Source organism: Vibrio profundi, assembly GCF_005281835.1.
In the GTDB taxonomy this organism is placed as follows: Bacteria; Pseudomonadota; Gammaproteobacteria; order Enterobacterales; family Vibrionaceae; genus Vibrio; species Vibrio profundi.
In genome coordinates, this window is the sequence record NZ_RZIS01000001.1 from 860,296 (window position 1) to 876,906 (window position 16,611).

A 16,611-nucleotide genomic window follows, 5' to 3' on the forward strand; every position below is an offset into this window, starting at 1 on the left:
AACGCATGAGCGTTCCTTTTTAATATCGGCTGCTATTAGCAGACGACTTTAATCGCAAGGCCACCTTGAGAGGTTTCACGGTATTTGGCATTCATGTCTTTACCTGTTTCTAGCATAGTTTCGATAACCTTATCTAGAGATACAGTAGGAGCAGAAGAACGACGTAGTGCCATGCGAGTCGAGTTGATCGCTTTCACTGCCGCGATACCGTTACGCTCGATACATGGTACTTGTACTTGGCCAGCAACTGGGTCACACGTTAGACCTAGGTTGTGTTCCATCGCGATTTCCGCAGCCATACATACTTGCTCTGGGCTACCACCCATAAGCTCAGCAAGGCCTGCCGCTGCCATAGAACATGCTACGCCTACTTCACCCTGACAGCCAACTTCCGCACCAGAGATAGAAGCGTTACGCTTGTATAGACCACCGATCGCGCCAGAAGCTGCGAAGTAACGGATGTAGTCTTTCTCTGTTACCGTTTGAATGAACTTGTCGTAGTAAGCCAGTACCGCAGGGATGATGCCACATGCACCGTTGGTTGGTGCGGTGACTACACGGCCGCCGGCAGCGTTTTCTTCATTAACGGCAAAAGCGAACATGTTTACCCAGTCAACCACTGTCATAGGATCGTTAGTGGTTTTTTCTGATGTCATTAGCTGTTGACGTAGTGCCGCAGCACGACGAGGTACACGCAGAGGACCAGGCAGGATACCTTCAGTATTCATGCCGCGATCCATACATTCGCGCATCGTTTTCCAAATGTTAGCGAAGTAAGTTCGTGATTCTTCATCCGAGTGAAGTGCTTTTTGGTTTTCCATTACTAGTGTGCTAATTGATAAGCCACTGTCTTTACATTGGTTAACCAACTCTTCAGCCGTTGTAAATTCGTATGGTGCTTTAATTGGGTTTTCTTCATCTTTGCCGAAGTTCTCTTCGTCAACGATAAAACCACCACCAATAGAGTAGTAAGTCTTAGAGTAAGCTTTCTCTTCACCAATCCAAGCATGGATTTGCATGCCGTTTTCGTGAAGCTCTAAGTTAGTAGTATGGAAGTTCATACCGCCGTCTTTTGGGAAAGAAACTGTATGACAGTGCATACCAACTGGAAGGCGTTCTGTTTCTTCTACACGAGCGATGAAACCCGCAATAGAATCGATATCTACTTTCTCAGGGGTATTGCCTGCAAGACCCATAATAATAGCGATATCAGTGTGGTGACCTTTCCCTGTCAGTGATAGCGATCCATAAACGTCCACGGTGATCTTAGTAATGTCGCGCAATTTTCCCATTGCACGTAGGTCATCAATAAATTCTTTACCCGCTTTCATTGGTCCAACTGTGTGTGAGCTCGATGGACCAACACCGATTTTATAGATATCAAATACACTAATCATAGTGACTACCTCAAAAGAGAGCCCCCCGAACTAAGAGGGAGGCTCATTTATTATCATTATATTTTGTGCTTAATCTCTGCTTATAAGACTTTATCTGTCTTATAAAAAGTGAGTTGAGATTAAAGAGCGCCGTAGATTACAGAACTAATTGCCGCAAGACCACAGATAGCTGTAAAGATTTGTACAGGTGCTGAAGTTTTGTACTTAGCCATCGCTGGAACCTTGTTCATTGCGAATACAGGCATTAGGAACAGGATAGCTGCAATCATTGGAGCACCCATTGTCTCAATCATACCTAGGATGCTTGGGTTAACTACCGCAACAATCCAAGTAGTCACAACGATGAACGCTAGAGACATTTTTTCAATCTTGCTTACTGGAGTTTCAGAGCGAGACTTGATTAGGCCAACTAGACCTTCGTGTGCACCTAGGAAGTGACCGAAGTAGCTAGAAGTGATTGCTGCGAACGCTACAAGAGGACCCATGTAAGAAATCAGTGGAGACTCGTGAACGTTAGCTAGGTAAGAAAGAACAGAGATGTTTTGCTCTTGTGCTGTTGCTAGTTGCTCTGGAGACAGAGAAAGAACAACAGAGAATACGAAGAACATTACAAAACCCATTAGCATCATTGCCGCGCCGCCAGTGATTTTGTCAGTTTTCTTAACTGCGTCTTCACCGTACACACGACGTTGTTCTTTAGAGAACTGAGAAATGATTGGGCTGTGGTTGAAAGAGAATACGATGATTGGGATTGCAAGCCATACGATTGAAGGCATTGCAGACCACTCTGGAGAAACTTCCATCATAGAAGTGTTCCAATCAGGTACTAGGTAGAAAGACAGAGCAAGCAGAATGAATACTAGAGGGTAAACCATCGCTGATGTTGCTTTAAGCATTAGCTCTTTACCAAACACTACACCCGCAGTCATAGCAGCGATTAAGCAACCAGACAGTAACCAGCGAGGAATTGATTCCATGCCCATTTGGTTAACTAGGAAAGAGTCAACTGTGTTTGTGATGCCGACACCATAGATTAGAACGATTGGGTAGATAGCGAAGAAGTAAGCGAAAGTAATAAGGTTTGCGCCAGTCTTACCGAAGTGTTCTTCAACAGTGTCAGTGATATCTGCATCTGGGTTTTTAGCAGACAGTACGAAACGAGCTAGAGACTTGTGAGCGAACCAAGTCATTGGTGCTGCAATTAGGGCTAGGATAACTAATGGCCAAAAACCGCCAGCGCCAGCTTTAATTGGAAGGAATAGTACACCAGCACCAACAGCGGTACCGAAAAGTGAAAGACACCAAGTGAAATCTTTATAATTCCACTTCGAAGCGGATAGTTCGGCATTTGCCGAAGAAGTTGTTGTGTTCATGTTAAATTACTCATTTTTTGGGAACAGGAAATAAGTCGAGGTCTATTTTGCAGGATTTTGTTCGGGCGAAAATAGATCTAAATCATGTAATGAAACGGCCGTGTATATGATATTCCAAAAACAAATTTTTGATCACGAAAATGATGTGCCACAGGTGATTTCTAATAATGCTTGAGATTAGTTTTAGTAATGCGAGGCATAAAAAAGATTAGTTTCATATGAAGGAAACGATTGCGCAGATTTCTATTAATTATTCTATTTTATGGAGAAATTGAGAGTTGTTTACAAGGTGTTATCGAAGGGTTGTTTTTATGTGCTCGGTTTCATCAATTGTTGTTGCAGAGATTGGATGATTTGCGCCGTCATCCCCCAAATTAGATGTTCGTTAAACGGAATAGCAAACACACGATGACGGAATTTTTTTAGAGGAAACATGTAGCTGAAGAGTTTGTTACGGTCTAAAACGTGCTCTGCAGGCACCTCAAAAACGGATTCAACTTCATTAAAGTCGATAGTGACTTGATAATTTGGGTCTACCATCGCGACGACGGGAGTGACCGAAAAGTGGCTTATGGTGTGAATTTCTGGAAGTTGGCCAACAATTTTCACTTGGTTTGGCTCAATCCCCACTTCTTCTTCAAGTTCTCTTAGCGCGGTAATTTGCAGAGATTGATCGCTTGGCTCGAATTTTCCACCGGGAAAGCTGACTTGGCCAGGGTGATGTTTGAGGTGTTCAGCACGTTTCGTAAAGATGATTTGCAGACCGTTGTCGCGCTCCACTAAACCGATCAACACCGCGGCTTTTCTTAATCTCGCATTATCAAGGTGGGCCACTCTTTGCATAGACTCAGGATGATAAGCAATTGTGTTTTTAAGTTGAAAATTTTGTAGGAAGTCGAGTTTATTCATATTCTCACTTTGATTGACTTAAAACGTGGTGTGTAGCGACTACTAATAAAATACTTAACGTCAATAAAAATAAGTGTAGGTCAGAATTTAAGTTTGGGCACCAAGTATTTGAAAATAGAGAAGAGTTAGCTCATTCTTAAATGGCAATGTTCTTAGGAGAGCGTGAGATGAAAGGAATCATATTTACCGAGTTTCTAGAGTTGGTTGAAAATAAGTTTGGATTAGAAGTGCTCAATGATGTGCTTGAAATGTCAGAAGATGAAGGGGTTTATACCTCTGTCGGCAGTTACGATCATCGTAATCTAGTCAAAATGATTATCAATTTGAGTAAAAAGACAGAAATAGAGCCTGCCACTTTGCAAAGAGTGTTTGGGGAATCCGTGTTTAAGAACTTACTCTCTACTTTGCCGGATCACGCGAGCATCAAAGACAGCAACACTACCTTTCAGTTTGTCCGTCACGTAGAAGAATACATCCACGTAGAAGTCAAAAAGCTCTACCCAGACGCTGAGCCTCCCGCCTTTGACTTTATTGCTCAAGACGAAGCTAGCCTAGAATTTGATTATAAAAGCGCTCGGTGTATGTCGCATGTTTGCCTTGGGCTGCTAGAAGGGTGTGCCAACTATTTCGATGAATCCCTAGAAATAGCCATGAATCCACAGAATTCGGATGAAAGCGTTGTCCGATTCAACCTTAAATTAGTGTAAGTGTTATGTCTTTAGTAACGGCATTAGAGCGAAAGATAAGCCGAGAGATTGCAGCTAGAAAAGAAGCAGAGCGCTTGCTTGAACAGAAAAGCTTGGAGCTATTCGAAGCCAATCAGCACCTTGAATTGGCACTTAAGCAACTAGAAAAAACCTCGAAAGAGAATCTCAAGAAAATTGAGTTTCAGGAACAAATAGACAGCTTGCTGATTGAGTTTGGGCGTTCGTGCTTGCGTGGCGACTTGGATGACGTAATGTTATCTGAAGTGACGCAACGCATTAAAACCAGTGATTTTATCGAGCTGAGTCGTTTGATATTGCCTAAGGGCTTTCTGCCTGAATTGAGTAAATCTGATTTTGGTGATCTAGATTTAGACGGCGTGGTGTTAGATACCACAGCGCCAGTATGGCAGGACAACTTGCTCACCATGCCTCTCGAAATCGAACAAGTCGTTATTGGCTCACTGTTGCTGAGAGTAAACTTGCCAAGCGCTGATAAGGAACTGGTTGAGAGCCAGCTATTATTGGTCACCGATTTGATCTGCGGGGTGATCACCCACCAGCTAACCAGTAATAGAAATATCGAATCACGCAGACGTGCAGAGGCCTCTGAGCGCTCGACTCGGGATTTCGTCGCGATGATCAACCATGAATTACGAACTCCACTCAATGGTTTACTTGGTAGTGCTGAGCTGCTTAATGACACATATCTGACCGATGAACAGCAGCATATGGTAGGCAACCTTACTCAATCAGGGGAGTTGCTGAGAGTCATCATTAATGACTTACTTGATTACAGTAAAATGAATGCCGGCATGTTGGAGCTGATTGAGAATAAGTTCCCGCTGGCGAACTTACGCAATACCTTGAATGGAATATTTGTTAATCAGGCATCAGAGAAGCAGATAAACTTTGCAATCGAGGTGGACTCGGATGTCCCTAACTACTTCTTTGGTGATATTGAAAGGGTGACTCAAATATTCGTGAATCTGATTGGTAACGCGATTAAGTTCACCGAATATGGCCAAGTAAAAGTCACAATTCGATGGCAATTTGGCATGCTGCATTGCGCGGTGGAAGACACTGGGATCGGTATTTCAGAGGGTTCACAAGACAAGTTGTTTAAGCCATTTATTCAGGCCGACCGTTCTAGCAGTCGAAATTATGAAGGAACGGGGCTTGGCCTCGCGATTTGTAAGCAGCTCGTGGGCTTAATGAACGGCACGATTTCAGTAAAAAGTCAGCTAGGTAAGGGCACCACGTTTTTAGTTGATATACCACTGAAAGAAATCAGTGAGGCACGAGTTCATAGCCACATCGAAAATGATTCCATGTCGGAAGTCGGGCTATCACTGATTCAAGTGCTGGTGGTTGATGATATTAAAATGAATCAGATCATCATTCAGCAAATGCTTGGGAAAATGGATATTACTCCGGGCGTTGCTGAAAACGGTGTCGAAGGCGTAGAACAGGCAAATGGTCATTATTACGACATTGTATTTATGGATTGTCGGATGCCGATCATGGATGGCTTTGAAGCGACGAAACAGCTCAGAGAAGAAGGCTACACTCGGCCGATTATTGCGTTAACCGCAGGGACGACCATCGAAGAGCGTGAACGTTGTATCGAAGCCGGAATGGACGATATTTTGAGTAAACCTTACACGGCTGAAGATCTACGTGAAATGCTAAAAAAATGGGGATGATTTACGTCATCCCCATTTTCAATCAACTCGCTTAAGCGTTTTCTAATACCGGCAGAATGCGGCTCAATTTATCGAGGGTCTCTTGATATTCGGCATCACATTCACTGTCTGCCACTACGCCGCCACCCGCCCAAGCATAGATATGTTGGTTTTCAGCGACCAAAGTACGGATCGTGATACTCGTATCCATACGACCATTTCGGCTAATGTAGCCGATACTCCCGCAATACGCCGAACGGCGATGTGGCTCCAATTCCTCAATGATCTGCATAGCACGAATCTTAGGAGCGCCAGTAATCGACCCGCCCGGAAAACAAGCTCTCAGTAAGTCATTAGCATTGTATTGGCTATCTAACTCCGCGCGGATAGTACTAACCAAATGGTGCACAGCGGGGAAGCTTTCAATATCGAACAATTTAGGTACGTTTACCGTTCCGGGTTTAGCGACACGACCTATATCGTTGCGAAGCAAATCGACGATCATTAGGTTTTCAGCTTGATCTTTTTCTGCAGTCGCAAGGTCTTGTGCGTTCGCTTTGTCTGTCACTGCGTCTTCTGAGCGAGGTCGAGTCCCTTTAATTGGCTTGGTTTCAATTACCGTGTCGTTAAGCTCGAGAAAGCGTTCTGGAGAAACACTCAAAATAGCTGAGTTCTCCATTCGGATGAAAGCTGAAAACGGCGCTGAATTGTACTCTTCTAACTTTTCATAGGCCTGCCATTCACTGCCTTGGTAATCGGCTTTGAAACGTTGCGCCAAATTGATCTGATAGCAATCGCCAGACAGCAAGTAATCTTGTACTTTGTTGAATTTAGCCGCGTATTGCGATTGGGACATATTTGATGTCCACGCGCTTGTGAGGGCGAATGATTCAGACGCAATCGAGTTACGATCATTTAGCCATTGCCAGTGCTGTTCAATATTTACACCAACAACATAGGCTGACTTTAGTTTATGGTCGATAATCAAAGCCCATTCGTATAATCCAACAGCCATATCTGGCGATTCAATGTCATGTTCAGCGAGCTCAGGTAACGTTTCAACTTGTCTGCCTAGGTCATAGCTAAAATAGCCTAATGCCCCACCAATAAATGGCAGTTCAGAAAAGACGCTTTGTTTGGGAAGTAGCTTCTGCTGATACTCATTCAATAGCTCAAACGGATCTTGTTCTAACTCTTTAGTAACGCCATTAACATTTACACGAGTATGAGCGCCAAAAGTTTCCAATGTGGCGATTGGCTGAGCAACCAAAATATCAAACCGACTGTCGACATGGCTTTCGGACGCAGAGCGTAATAGCATAGCCCACGGCTCACTTTCGATGCGTGAAAATAGCTGTTTAGCTAGGTTTGGTTGATATTCAAGCGACTTTGATTGGATTGGGTGTAATTCGTTGTTATTCATTTGTTTAAATTGTGACAAAGAGTTCGATCACTGAATGGCTTGTGTGAGAAAGCAAGAGTATCATAATTTGCAAATAATGTGAGTTCTTGATTTCTGCCGCAAACGCTATGCTTGTAGGTAAGTGATTACCTGCGGTCATGGTCAAAAAAAGCTCAATATAAGCGGTAATGAAAGTGAGCTGACAATGGAAGCAGAACTATAAAAAGAGGCATACAATGACGGTTATTCGTAAGCAAGATGTGATCAGCAGTGTCGCTGACGCACTTCAGTACATTTCTTATTACCACCCTTTAGACTTTGTCCAAGCCCTAGAAAAAGCGTACGAGAAAGAAGAGAGCCAAGCCGCTAAAGATGCGATTGCTCAAATCCTAATTAACTCGCGTATGTCTGCAGAAGGGCACCGTCCTATCTGTCAAGATACTGGGATTGTGACTTGTTTCGTGAACATCGGTATGGATGTGAAATGGGAAACTGATCTGACAGTACAGCAAATGGTTGATGAAGGTGTTCGTCAAGCATACAACAACCCTGATAACCCATTGCGTGCATCGGTATTAATGGACCCTGCAGGCAAGCGTATTAATACTAAAGACAACACACCAGCGGTTGTTCACATTAATATGGTTCCGGGCAACGAAGTTGAAATTCAAATCGCGGCGAAAGGCGGCGGTTCTGAGAACAAAACCAAGATGGTTATGCTAAACCCTTCTGATGATATTGCAGAATGGGTAGAGAAGACGCTACCAACCATGGGGGCTGGCTGGTGTCCACCGGGCATGCTAGGTATAGGTATCGGCGGTACGGCAGAGAAAGCTGCGGTACTTGCGAAAGAGTCTCTAATGGAACACATCGATATCCAAGAGCTTATCGAGAAAGGCCCTAAGAACGCAGAAGAAGAGCTTCGTTTAGACATCTTCAACCGCGTAAACAAACTGGGTATTGGTGCACAAGGTCTTGGCGGTCTAACTACCGTTGTTGATGTGAAGATCAAAACTGCACCAACACACGCAGCGTCTAAGCCAGTTTGCTTAATTCCTAACTGTGCGGCAACACGTCACGTACACTTCACACTAGATGGCAGCGGCCCAGCAGAGCTAACACCACCTAAGCTAGAAGAGTGGCCAGATATCACATGGGAAGCAGGCGCTAATACACGTCGTGTGAACCTTGATGAAGTGACTAAAGAAGACGTACAAGAGTGGAAGACAGGCGAAACCGTTCTTCTATCAGGTAAGATTCTGACAGGTCGTGATGCTGCGCATAAGCGTATTCAAGGTATGCTTGAGAGCGGCGAAGGCCTACCAGAAGGTGTCGACTTTAAAGGCAAGTTTATCTACTACGTAGGTCCTGTGGATGCAGTGGGCGATGAAGCGGTAGGTCCTGCTGGCCCAACTACGTCAACACGTATGGATAAGTTCACAGACATGATGCTAAACGAAACTGGCATCATGGGCATGATCGGTAAAGCAGAGCGTGGCCCTGCAACCGTTGAATCTATCAAAGAGCACAAAGCGGTTTACTTGATGGCGGTAGGTGGCGCAGCTTACCTAGTAGCGAAAGCAATCAAGAAAGCTCGCGTTGTTGCATTTGAAGACCTAGGTATGGAAGCGATTTACGAATTTGAAGTAGAAGATATGCCAGTAACAGTGGCGGTTGATTCTACCGGTGCAAACGCACACCAAATTGGTCCTGATACTTGGAAAGTAAAAATCGCTGAAGCGGAAAAGTAATTCAAAGGCGCTTAACTATCAGTATCCATTCTGATAGCACGCTAAATGTCACAAATGTGGCATGAAATCTAAGATAAGGGTAGCAATTGCTACCCTTATGTCTATTTATCAATGATATAGTGAATGTCAGTCTTACAATAACTCTGGAGAGCGCGATGCCTCGTTTCATTCAAATTCTGCAAATCATTCTCGCAGTCGTGATTGGCGGTTTCATTGGTTACGATTTGATCCTTCATGGAATCAGTATCTTCGACGAGAAGTATGTAACCATTACTTGTGTTCTTTGGGTATTTTCTGAAATCTTGCTATTTGTTATTTATAAATTGATTGAAGACGATTAACCGCGAAGCAGACCAAATATCTAAACCCCTGATTACTTATGTATTCAGGGGTTTTTTGTTCATCTAGCATTAATAATGAAAATTGCATAATCTGGCTGTACATGTCGTAGAGGTTTAGTGAATGAAAAAAATTACTCAAGAAGTGAATGACTTTATCAACCGAGGGATGGATTCTCATATCAGAATCGCCGTTACGGGGCTGTCTCGTGCTGGCAAAACAGCGTTTATTACGTCGTTGGTGAATCAGTTATTGCACACTTCTACACACAGTAATTTACCTTTGCTGGCATCAGCGAGAGAAGGGCGGTTAATCGGTGCTAAGCGAGTGCCGCAAACCAATATGATGGTGCCGCGTTTTTCTTATGACGAAGCGATGGACTCATTATTAGCATCGCCTCCATCATGGCCTGTTCCGACAAGAGATGTTAGTGAGATACGCTTAGCTTTGAAATATAAGCCAAGTAAGGGCGCAAAAAAACTGCTGTCGAAAAACAGCACTTTGAATCTCGATATTATTGATTATCCAGGAGAGTGGTTATTGGACCTGCCTCTTCTTGATATGGACTTTGATTCTTGGAGTCAAACTCAGTTCGAAGCCATTAAAGGCCACCGAAAGTCGTTAGCAAATAATTGGCTTACGCAAATGGAGTCATTCGATTCTGAAGCGGAGCTAGATGAGAAGAAGCTTGCGGAAATAGCAGAGATTTACACCGATTACCTGCATTCGTGTAAAGAGGAAGGACTGCATTGGGTTCAGCCTGGGCGATTTGTTTTGCCTGGAGAGCTAGCTGGTGCACCGGTGTTGCAATTTTTTCCTTGTCATTCAAAACAAGAGAAATCAGAAAAGTCGTCCAACTATTCAATGCTGAAAAAACGCTATGAGGAGTATCAGCAGAAAGTGGTGAAAGCTTTCTATAAGAACCACTTCTCAACGTTCGATAGGCAAATTGTGTTAGTTGATTGTCTGCAGCCGTTAAATGCGGGCCATGAATCCTTCTACGATATGCGTGGTGCGCTTGAGCAACTGATGAAAAGCTTCAAATATGGTCGTAGCAATGTATTGAGACGCTTATTTGCCCCGAAAATAGATAAGATTTTATTTGCAGCAACGAAAGCGGATCATATCACGCCGGATCAGCATCCAAACTTAGCTTCATTACTCCAACAAATGGTTCATCCTGCTTGGCAGCATGCGGCATTTGAACATATCGATATGAGTTGTATGACAATAGCATCAATCCAAGCCACCACGTCAGGTTTTATTTCATCCGGCGACACCAGCATTCCTGCGTTGCAAGGCACTACTTTACAAGGCGATCCGCAAACTATGTTTCCAGGAGAAGTGCCGAAGAAAGTGCCGAAGCAAGAATACTGGCAAGAGAATGGTTTTGACTTTACGGCGTTTCGTCCACTTGAATCAGAAAGCGATCAGCCTTGTCAGCACATACGTTTAGATAAAGCACTTGAGTATTTAATCGGAGACAAATTGAAATGAGTAAATTACAAAATAGCCCCGATCTTAAGAATAAGCAGGTGTTCGACCAACCATTAGACCCTGAGCATCATTCTACTCAAGCTTCAGTAGAGCCTGAGTTAACGGCGCAGATGCAGTTTTCTGAGCAAGAAACCTTCACTCCAATTGCGATTGAAGAGCCTGCCGATACAGAAACTGAGCAGCAACTTGAACAAGTTATTCGGCCTAGAAAAGGTAGCCGCTGGCTAGTGACGGGACTTGTGGTGAGTTTCTCTGGTCTGGTTGCTTGGCAAGCGATTGATACTGTGGTCACCGCGGTTCAAACGGCGGATTGGTTGGCGCTTGGGTGGGCTGGCTTTATGGCAACAATAGCATCTTTGGGCTTAGGAGCGATCGGTAAAGAATTATGGAAGCTGCGTTCACTTAGAAATCATTTTAGCGTTCAAGAGCAAAGTGAGCAGTTGATACAAAATGATAGCGTAGGAAAGGGCAAAGCATTTTGTGTGTCCATTGCCAAACAAAGCGGCGTAAAGGAAGAAAGCCCGGCCTTTGATAAATGGTTGAATAGCGTTAACCCGGCTCACAGCGATGCCGAAGTGTTAGATATGTACGATGCACTTGTCGTTGCGGAACAAGACTCGAAAGCAACCAAAGTGGTTTCGCAGTATTCGACAGAATCTGCGGCGCTGGTGGCCGTTAGCCCTTTAGCGGCTGCTGATATGTTGTTGGTGGCGTGGCGCAATTTTAAAATGATCGATAAGTTAGCCGATATTTACGGCGTTGAACTAGGGTATTGGTCAAGACTAAAATTATTTAAGTTGGTGCTCATTAATATGGCCGCAGCTGGTGCTAGTGAATTGGTTGTCGATGCAAGTATGGATCTGATGTCCATGGATTTAGCTGGTAAGGTTTCAGCTCGTGCAGGTCAAGGCTTAGGTGTTGGTATTCTAACCGCGAGGTTAGGTATTAAAGCAATGTCGTTGTTACGCCCAATCCCTTGGAAGCAAGAGAGAAAAGTTCGACTTAGTTCAATTCGTAAGCAGATCGTTGGTAAGTTGGCGCAAATTACTCTGAAATAGAACTAAGGCACACGACAGAGCTTGACGGCTCGTATTGCTATACTACAAACTAGTGTCAACTTTTCCTGACACCTTATAGTAGGAACAATTAGTGCGTCTTGAAGTATTTTGTGAAGACCGACTCGGTTTAACTCGTGAACTGCTCGATATCTTAGCTTCTAAGAGTATCGATTTACGAGGTATTGAAATTGATGTCACCGGTATTATCTATCTTAACTGCCCAGACATTGATTTCGATACTTTCAGTGAATTAATGGCTGAAATTCGTCGAATTGCCGGGGTGAAAGACGTACGAAAAATTCAGTTTATGCCGAGCGAAAGGCATAACACTGAGCTCATCGCTCTGCTTGCAAACCTTCCCGATCCCGTACTCGCGATTGACCTCAAAGGTTCCGTCGATATGGCTAACCACGCCGCTCTTAACCTGTTTGGTAAAGGTAAAGACGATATTATTGGTGAGCCAGTATCTGCATTAATGCCAACTTTTAACTTCTTACGCTGGATTGAAGGCGATGTCACAAGACACCGTGAATCAATGGTTTTAGATGGTCTCGATTACTCAATTGAAATCCTTCCGGTTTATTTAGGTGGTGACTCGAACGAAGCTGTACTTGCCAGTGCAGTGATGACTATCCGTTCTAGCCAGCAAGCATCACTGGCACAAGATGTACTACCGGAACAAAACAACTTAGGTTTTGAGCATTTTGTAGGTATTTCCAACCGACACAAGGCCCTTATTAGCCAAGCGAAAAAGCTCGCAATGTTAGATCAACCTTTGTTGATTGAAGGGGATACCGGAACCGGGAAAGAGATGCTAGCGAAAGCGTGCCATAACCGTTCTAATCGTTCTTCTTATCCATTCCTTGTTTTGAGCTGCGCTTCTATGCCTGATGACGTTGCTGAAACAGAGTTGTTTGGTCATGCACCGGGTTCGTTCAATCACGAACAAGGTCACAAAGGGATTTTTGAGCAAGCGAACGGCGGTACCGTTTTCTTAGATGAAATTGGTGAAATGAGCTCACACCTGCAAATCAAATTATTGCGCTTCCTTCAGGATGGTACGTTCCGTCGTGTGGGCGCTGAAGACGAGATGCATGTGGATGTTCGAATCATTGCTTCGACTCGCCATAAGCTGGCTGAACTCGCTGAATCTGGCGACTTCCGTGAAGACCTTTTCTATCGATTGAATGTACTGACCTTGTCGATCCCTGCATTACGTGAACGTTCTAATGATGTTGGGCCGCTGCTGGATCTGTTCGTTGCGAAATACGCTCAACAACTCGGAATGCTAAAGCCTCAATTGGATGAAGAGCTGATTGAGCAGCTTGGTAACTATCAGTGGCCAGGCAATATCCGCCAGCTAGATAACATGGTGTTGCGTGCACTAACTGAACTGGATGGGGATCTACTCACGATTGATCATTTCCATTTACCTCAGCTAGAAACAGTGACCACCGGAATGGCGAATCTGAATATCGACGGCTCTCTTGACGAAATAATGAAAGATTACGAATCTCAAATCTTAGAGAAGTTGTATCAATCTTTCCCATCGAGCCGTAAGTTAGCCAAGCGTTTGAACGTTTCGCATACTTCAATCGCGAACAAACTGCGTGATTATGGAATTCGTAAAAATTAATGGAAGACTTAAGCACCTCTGAAAAAGCCTATATGCGTGATGGTAACTTATTACTGCGTACTGCTGAGCCAAAAGACGCTGATATGATCAGCGAATACTTCACCGCCAATCGTGCTTTTCTCAAACCGTGGGAACCTGCGAGAGAAGATGTATTTTTCAGCTCGATTGGGTGGGCTCAAAGGCTAATCAAACTTAACGAGCTGCATAAAATGGGGCTTGGTTATTACTGTTTGTTGATTGACGCTGAAACAGAAAAAATGTTGGGCACTATCTCTTTTAGTAATTTGTCCCGTTTCCCTTTCTATGCTTGTAATCTTGGTTACTCTTTAGCTGAGTCTGCTCAGGGGCATGGTTATATGCGCCGTGGCTTATCTATGGCGGTGCAATACATGTTTGATCACCAGAATATGCATCGTTTAATGGCGGGCTACATGCCGCGAAATAAACGCAGTGAAGCGGTGTTGCAACATGTTGGCTTCGAGCGTGAAGGTTACGCAAAAGATTACATCCAAATCAACGGTAAGTGGGAAGACCATATTCTGACTTCGTTGATAAATCCGAACTGGGAAGACAAAAGGGTAGGTTAATGGATAGGCTGCAAAAGCAATTAGCGTTAATTATTGAGCTAGACCAATTAAAATCAGTACTGCGTCGTACACGAGTTAAAAGTGCCGATAAGCGCTTAGAAAACAGCGCAGAACATAGCTGGCATGTTGCGTTAATGGCGATATTGATGGAAGAGCATGCCAACAAACCTGTCGATATTGCACGTGTTGTTAAGATGCTTTTACTGCATGATATTGTAGAAATCGACGCCGGAGACCTATTTGTTTACGATACCGCTGCCGCACCTGAACAAGAAGAAAAAGAGTTAGCTGCTGCTTATAGGTTGTTTGGCATGCTTCCAGATGATCAAGCGAAGGATTTATTGGAGATATGGCTTGAATTTGAACAAGCTGAATCTTCAGATGCTAAGTTTGCTAAAGCATTGGATCGTATTATTCCGATGTTATTGAATCATCATAATCAAGGCCAAAGCTGGGTTGAACATGGTGTTTCACGCGAACAAGCATTAACGATCAACAAAAAAATAGAGAAGGGTTCCACCGTACTGTGGGATAAAGCTCAACAAGTGATTGAAGATGCTGTCAACAATGGTTGGCTTAAGCCTTAACTTGTATAAAAAGCTAAAATTAAAACAAAATAGTTTCGAGGAAATTTGATGTCATATACAACTTTGGATGAATACCAAAGAAAATGGATTTTCACTCATCAGTCAATGCCATTGCCGCAAGAAGACTTAGAGAAAATTAAGCCAATGACACAGGCTCGCGCTTCTCAGTTTTGGAAAGAAAATGTAAGCCCACAAAGCCCTGATTCAGAAAGGTTGAGTTCCCAAGATTGGCCAAGTAAGGCTTCGAATTGGACTGAAGAAGTGAACTGGATGGTGAACTGGGAAGCCGACGAGCCGGAGCTACCAGAAGAGATTCTCGCTCATATTGACTGGCAAGACGATGTGACCGTGTATTTTTGCTACGAAAAATACAACATCCTTGAAACCAAGTGGTCAGTATTTAAAAAGCACTGGAAAAACTTTTTGTTCTACGATGACGGCCCAATTTTACTGGGTAGACGTAGAAACGAAGCCTTATGGTTTAGTACCAAAGGCACAGTACAGCTTGGACAACGAGCTTAACTGACAATGAAAGCGAGCAAACAGCTCGCTTTTTTATTACCTTCAATAACTTCATCTCTAAAAATAATTAAACACTTCTATACTCAGTGAAAGAGCGTGGAGGTGGTGGAATGGATGACAAGTTTCTCAAGTCTATAGTGCAGCTTACAGAGCAAACCAATACAACCTCGCTCGGTTACTGTGTTTTGGCGACCTTAGCCGAAATGATCCCGCTACATTCCGCATTCTTACATCATATAGTGGATTCTGAGGAATTTCTGATTGCCAAATTGGTGACTTCGAAAAACGAAGATGGCAAAGAGATCTTGTGCTGGGAATATGGCCACAATGGAATTCTTCGTACCGACCAAGAGGTCGAAGAGTGCTCTTCCGTAATCAAGAAAATTTCAGATGATCGATACCTTTGCGAGTACTTAGTTCCAATCACAGAAACAACATCAACGAAACTGAGCCTAGACCTTAAAGAGTCGCCCAACGAATATGAAATGCTAATCGATGGCTGTATGCGGATATACAATAATTACTTGTTGTTACTGCATGAAAACGAAAGAGATAAGCTAACCGGGCTTTTCAATCGAAGAACCATGGAAGAGCGGTTGTTGATGTGCTTCAACTCGGCCATGAAGATTGAAGACAACCAGCATATGCCAGCTGTTGCCCTCATCGATATTGATAATTTCAAGCACGTTAATGATGACTTTGGGCACTTAATTGGAGACGAAGTTTTACTGTCTTTTGCCCAGCAAATGAAAGGCTATTTTGTTGAAGGGGAACAATTGTTTCGTTTTGGTGGCGAGGAGTTCGTTGTGATCTTTCCTCCACAGCCGTCAGAGAAAATTGTCGATACCCTTAATGGGTTTCGCGAGTTACTTGCCAAATTCTCCTTTCCTCAAGTTGGTAATATTACATTTAGCGCAGGAATGTGCAGCATTAAGAAAACAGACTACCTCTACAATATTCTTGATCATGCGGATAAGGCTTTGTATTACGCCAAAGAGCATGGGCGAAACCAAGTAGGGCACTACGAATATCTAGTGAACCTAGGAGAAATTGTAGAAGACGATCAAGGTGATAGCAGTGTCGAACTGTTTTGATCTTTCGAACTTCAAATAATCAATAATCTTGCCGTCCCAATCAAAATAATACTAGGCTATTCAGTCGCTT

At 43.6% G+C, this 16,611-nt stretch carries 15 protein-coding genes; 11 read left to right on the top strand and 4 right to left on the bottom strand.

Going from position 1 to position 16,611, the window contains the following annotated elements:
* Positions 1 to 35: 35 nt before the first annotated feature.
* From ELZ11_RS03970 to ELZ11_RS03980, 3 genes are all read right to left on the bottom strand, one after another.
* Positions 36 to 1,397: an L-serine ammonia-lyase gene (locus ELZ11_RS03970; protein ID WP_137356064.1), complete on the bottom strand. Its 1,362-nt coding sequence runs from the start codon at positions 1,395 to 1,397 to the stop codon at positions 36 to 38.
* 119 nt (positions 1,398 to 1,516) lie between these two features.
* The gene (locus ELZ11_RS03975) at positions 1,517 to 2,770 is read right to left on the bottom strand and encodes an aromatic amino acid transport family protein (protein ID WP_137356065.1); all 1,254 of its coding nucleotides are present in this window, start codon (positions 2,768 to 2,770) and stop codon (positions 1,517 to 1,519) included.
* 309 nt (positions 2,771 to 3,079) lie between these two features.
* Positions 3,080 to 3,679, bottom strand: a complete 600-nt coding sequence (locus tag ELZ11_RS03980) for a CoA pyrophosphatase (protein ID WP_137356066.1) — start codon at positions 3,677 to 3,679, stop codon at positions 3,080 to 3,082.
* A 167-nt stretch (positions 3,680 to 3,846) separates the two neighbouring features.
* Here ELZ11_RS03980 and ELZ11_RS03985 point away from each other — a divergent pair, with 167 nt between their 5' ends.
* Both ELZ11_RS03985 and ELZ11_RS03990 read left to right on the top strand, forming a co-directional pair.
* Complete coding sequence (locus tag ELZ11_RS03985) at positions 3,847 to 4,386, top strand: heme NO-binding domain-containing protein (protein ID WP_137356067.1); 540 nt, start codon at positions 3,847 to 3,849, stop codon at positions 4,384 to 4,386.
* Between the two features lie 5 nt (positions 4,387 to 4,391).
* Positions 4,392 to 6,089 carry an ATP-binding protein gene (locus ELZ11_RS03990; RefSeq protein ID WP_137356068.1) on the top strand — a complete coding sequence of 566 codons (1,698 nt, stop codon included), beginning with the start codon at positions 4,392 to 4,394 and terminating at the stop codon, positions 6,087 to 6,089.
* A gap of 31 nt (positions 6,090 to 6,120) precedes the next feature.
* Here ELZ11_RS03990 and pabB read toward each other — a convergent pair whose 3' ends face one another.
* Positions 6,121 to 7,491: an aminodeoxychorismate synthase component I gene (pabB, locus tag ELZ11_RS03995; RefSeq protein WP_137356256.1), complete on the bottom strand. Its 1,371-nt coding sequence runs from the start codon at positions 7,489 to 7,491 to the stop codon at positions 6,121 to 6,123.
* A gap of 215 nt (positions 7,492 to 7,706) precedes the next feature.
* Here pabB and ELZ11_RS04000 point away from each other — a divergent pair, with 215 nt between their 5' ends.
* The 9 genes from ELZ11_RS04000 to ELZ11_RS04040 all read left to right on the top strand — a co-directional run bounded on the left by ELZ11_RS04000 (position 7,707) and on the right by ELZ11_RS04040 (position 16,541).
* A complete protein-coding gene (locus tag ELZ11_RS04000) occupies positions 7,707 to 9,221 on the top strand; it encodes a fumarate hydratase (RefSeq protein ID WP_137356069.1) in 1,515 nt (504 codons plus the stop codon).
* A 155-nt stretch (positions 9,222 to 9,376) separates the two neighbouring features.
* On the top strand, positions 9,377 to 9,562 hold the full coding sequence (locus ELZ11_RS04005; RefSeq protein WP_137356070.1) for a hypothetical protein: 186 nt from the start codon (positions 9,377 to 9,379) through the stop codon (positions 9,560 to 9,562).
* Between the two features lie 121 nt (positions 9,563 to 9,683).
* The gene (locus ELZ11_RS04010) at positions 9,684 to 11,057 is read left to right on the top strand and encodes a YcjX family GTP-binding protein (RefSeq protein ID WP_137356071.1); all 1,374 of its coding nucleotides are present in this window, start codon (positions 9,684 to 9,686) and stop codon (positions 11,055 to 11,057) included.
* A complete protein-coding gene (locus ELZ11_RS04015; protein WP_137356072.1) occupies positions 11,054 to 12,115 on the top strand; it encodes a YcjF family protein in 1,062 nt (353 codons plus the stop codon). The genes ELZ11_RS04010 and ELZ11_RS04015 overlap by 4 nt, the downstream gene beginning before the upstream one ends.
* 91 nt (positions 12,116 to 12,206) lie before the next feature.
* A complete protein-coding gene (gene tyrR, locus ELZ11_RS04020) occupies positions 12,207 to 13,751 on the top strand; it encodes a transcriptional regulator TyrR (protein ID WP_137356073.1) in 1,545 nt (514 codons plus the stop codon).
* Entirely contained in the window at positions 13,751 to 14,338 is a 588-nt protein-coding gene (rimJ, locus tag ELZ11_RS04025) for a ribosomal protein S5-alanine N-acetyltransferase (protein WP_137356074.1), read from the top strand. Before tyrR ends, rimJ begins: the two co-directional genes overlap by 1 nt.
* On the top strand, positions 14,338 to 14,925 hold the full coding sequence (locus tag ELZ11_RS04030) for an HD domain-containing protein (RefSeq protein ID WP_137356075.1): 588 nt from the start codon (positions 14,338 to 14,340) through the stop codon (positions 14,923 to 14,925). Before rimJ ends, ELZ11_RS04030 begins: the two co-directional genes overlap by 1 nt.
* Positions 14,926 to 14,973: 48 nt before the next feature.
* The gene (locus tag ELZ11_RS04035; protein ID WP_137356076.1) at positions 14,974 to 15,447 is read left to right on the top strand and encodes a DUF2947 domain-containing protein; all 474 of its coding nucleotides are present in this window, start codon (positions 14,974 to 14,976) and stop codon (positions 15,445 to 15,447) included.
* Positions 15,448 to 15,557: 110 nt separating this feature from the next.
* Positions 15,558 to 16,541: a GGDEF domain-containing protein gene (locus ELZ11_RS04040; protein WP_137356077.1), complete on the top strand. Its 984-nt coding sequence runs from the start codon at positions 15,558 to 15,560 to the stop codon at positions 16,539 to 16,541.
* The last annotated feature ends 70 nt before the right edge of the window (positions 16,542 to 16,611 follow it).

Excerpts from the sequence above, each read along its gene's own strand:
- ELZ11_RS04015 (WP_137356072.1), top strand. The coding sequence starts at position 11,054 with ATGAGTAAATTACAAAATAGCCCCGATCTTAAGAATAAGCAGGTGTTC.
- ELZ11_RS04035 (WP_137356076.1), top strand. The coding sequence starts at position 14,974 with ATGTCATATACAACTTTGGATGAATACCAAAGAAAATGGATTTTCACT.
- ELZ11_RS03985 (WP_137356067.1), top strand. The coding sequence starts at position 3,847 with ATGAAAGGAATCATATTTACCGAGTTTCTAGAGTTGGTTGAAAATAAG.
- ELZ11_RS03990 (WP_137356068.1), top strand. The coding sequence starts at position 4,392 with ATGTCTTTAGTAACGGCATTAGAGCGAAAGATAAGCCGAGAGATTGCA.
- ELZ11_RS04005 (WP_137356070.1), top strand. The coding sequence starts at position 9,377 with ATGCCTCGTTTCATTCAAATTCTGCAAATCATTCTCGCAGTCGTGATT.
- rimJ (WP_137356074.1), top strand. The coding sequence starts at position 13,751 with ATGGAAGACTTAAGCACCTCTGAAAAAGCCTATATGCGTGATGGTAAC.
- ELZ11_RS04040 (WP_137356077.1), top strand. The coding sequence starts at position 15,558 with ATGGATGACAAGTTTCTCAAGTCTATAGTGCAGCTTACAGAGCAAACC.
- ELZ11_RS03980 (WP_137356066.1), bottom strand. The coding sequence starts at position 3,679 with ATGAATAAACTCGACTTCCTACAAAATTTTCAACTTAAAAACACAATT.
- ELZ11_RS04000 (WP_137356069.1), top strand. The coding sequence starts at position 7,707 with ATGACGGTTATTCGTAAGCAAGATGTGATCAGCAGTGTCGCTGACGCA.
- ELZ11_RS04010 (WP_137356071.1), top strand. The coding sequence starts at position 9,684 with ATGAAAAAAATTACTCAAGAAGTGAATGACTTTATCAACCGAGGGATG.
- ELZ11_RS03970 (WP_137356064.1), bottom strand. The coding sequence starts at position 1,397 with ATGATTAGTGTATTTGATATCTATAAAATCGGTGTTGGTCCATCGAGC.
- ELZ11_RS03975 (WP_137356065.1), bottom strand. The coding sequence starts at position 2,770 with ATGAACACAACAACTTCTTCGGCAAATGCCGAACTATCCGCTTCGAAG.
- pabB (WP_137356256.1), bottom strand. The coding sequence starts at position 7,491 with ATGAATAACAACGAATTACACCCAATCCAATCAAAGTCGCTTGAATAT.
- ELZ11_RS04030 (WP_137356075.1), top strand. The coding sequence starts at position 14,338 with ATGGATAGGCTGCAAAAGCAATTAGCGTTAATTATTGAGCTAGACCAA.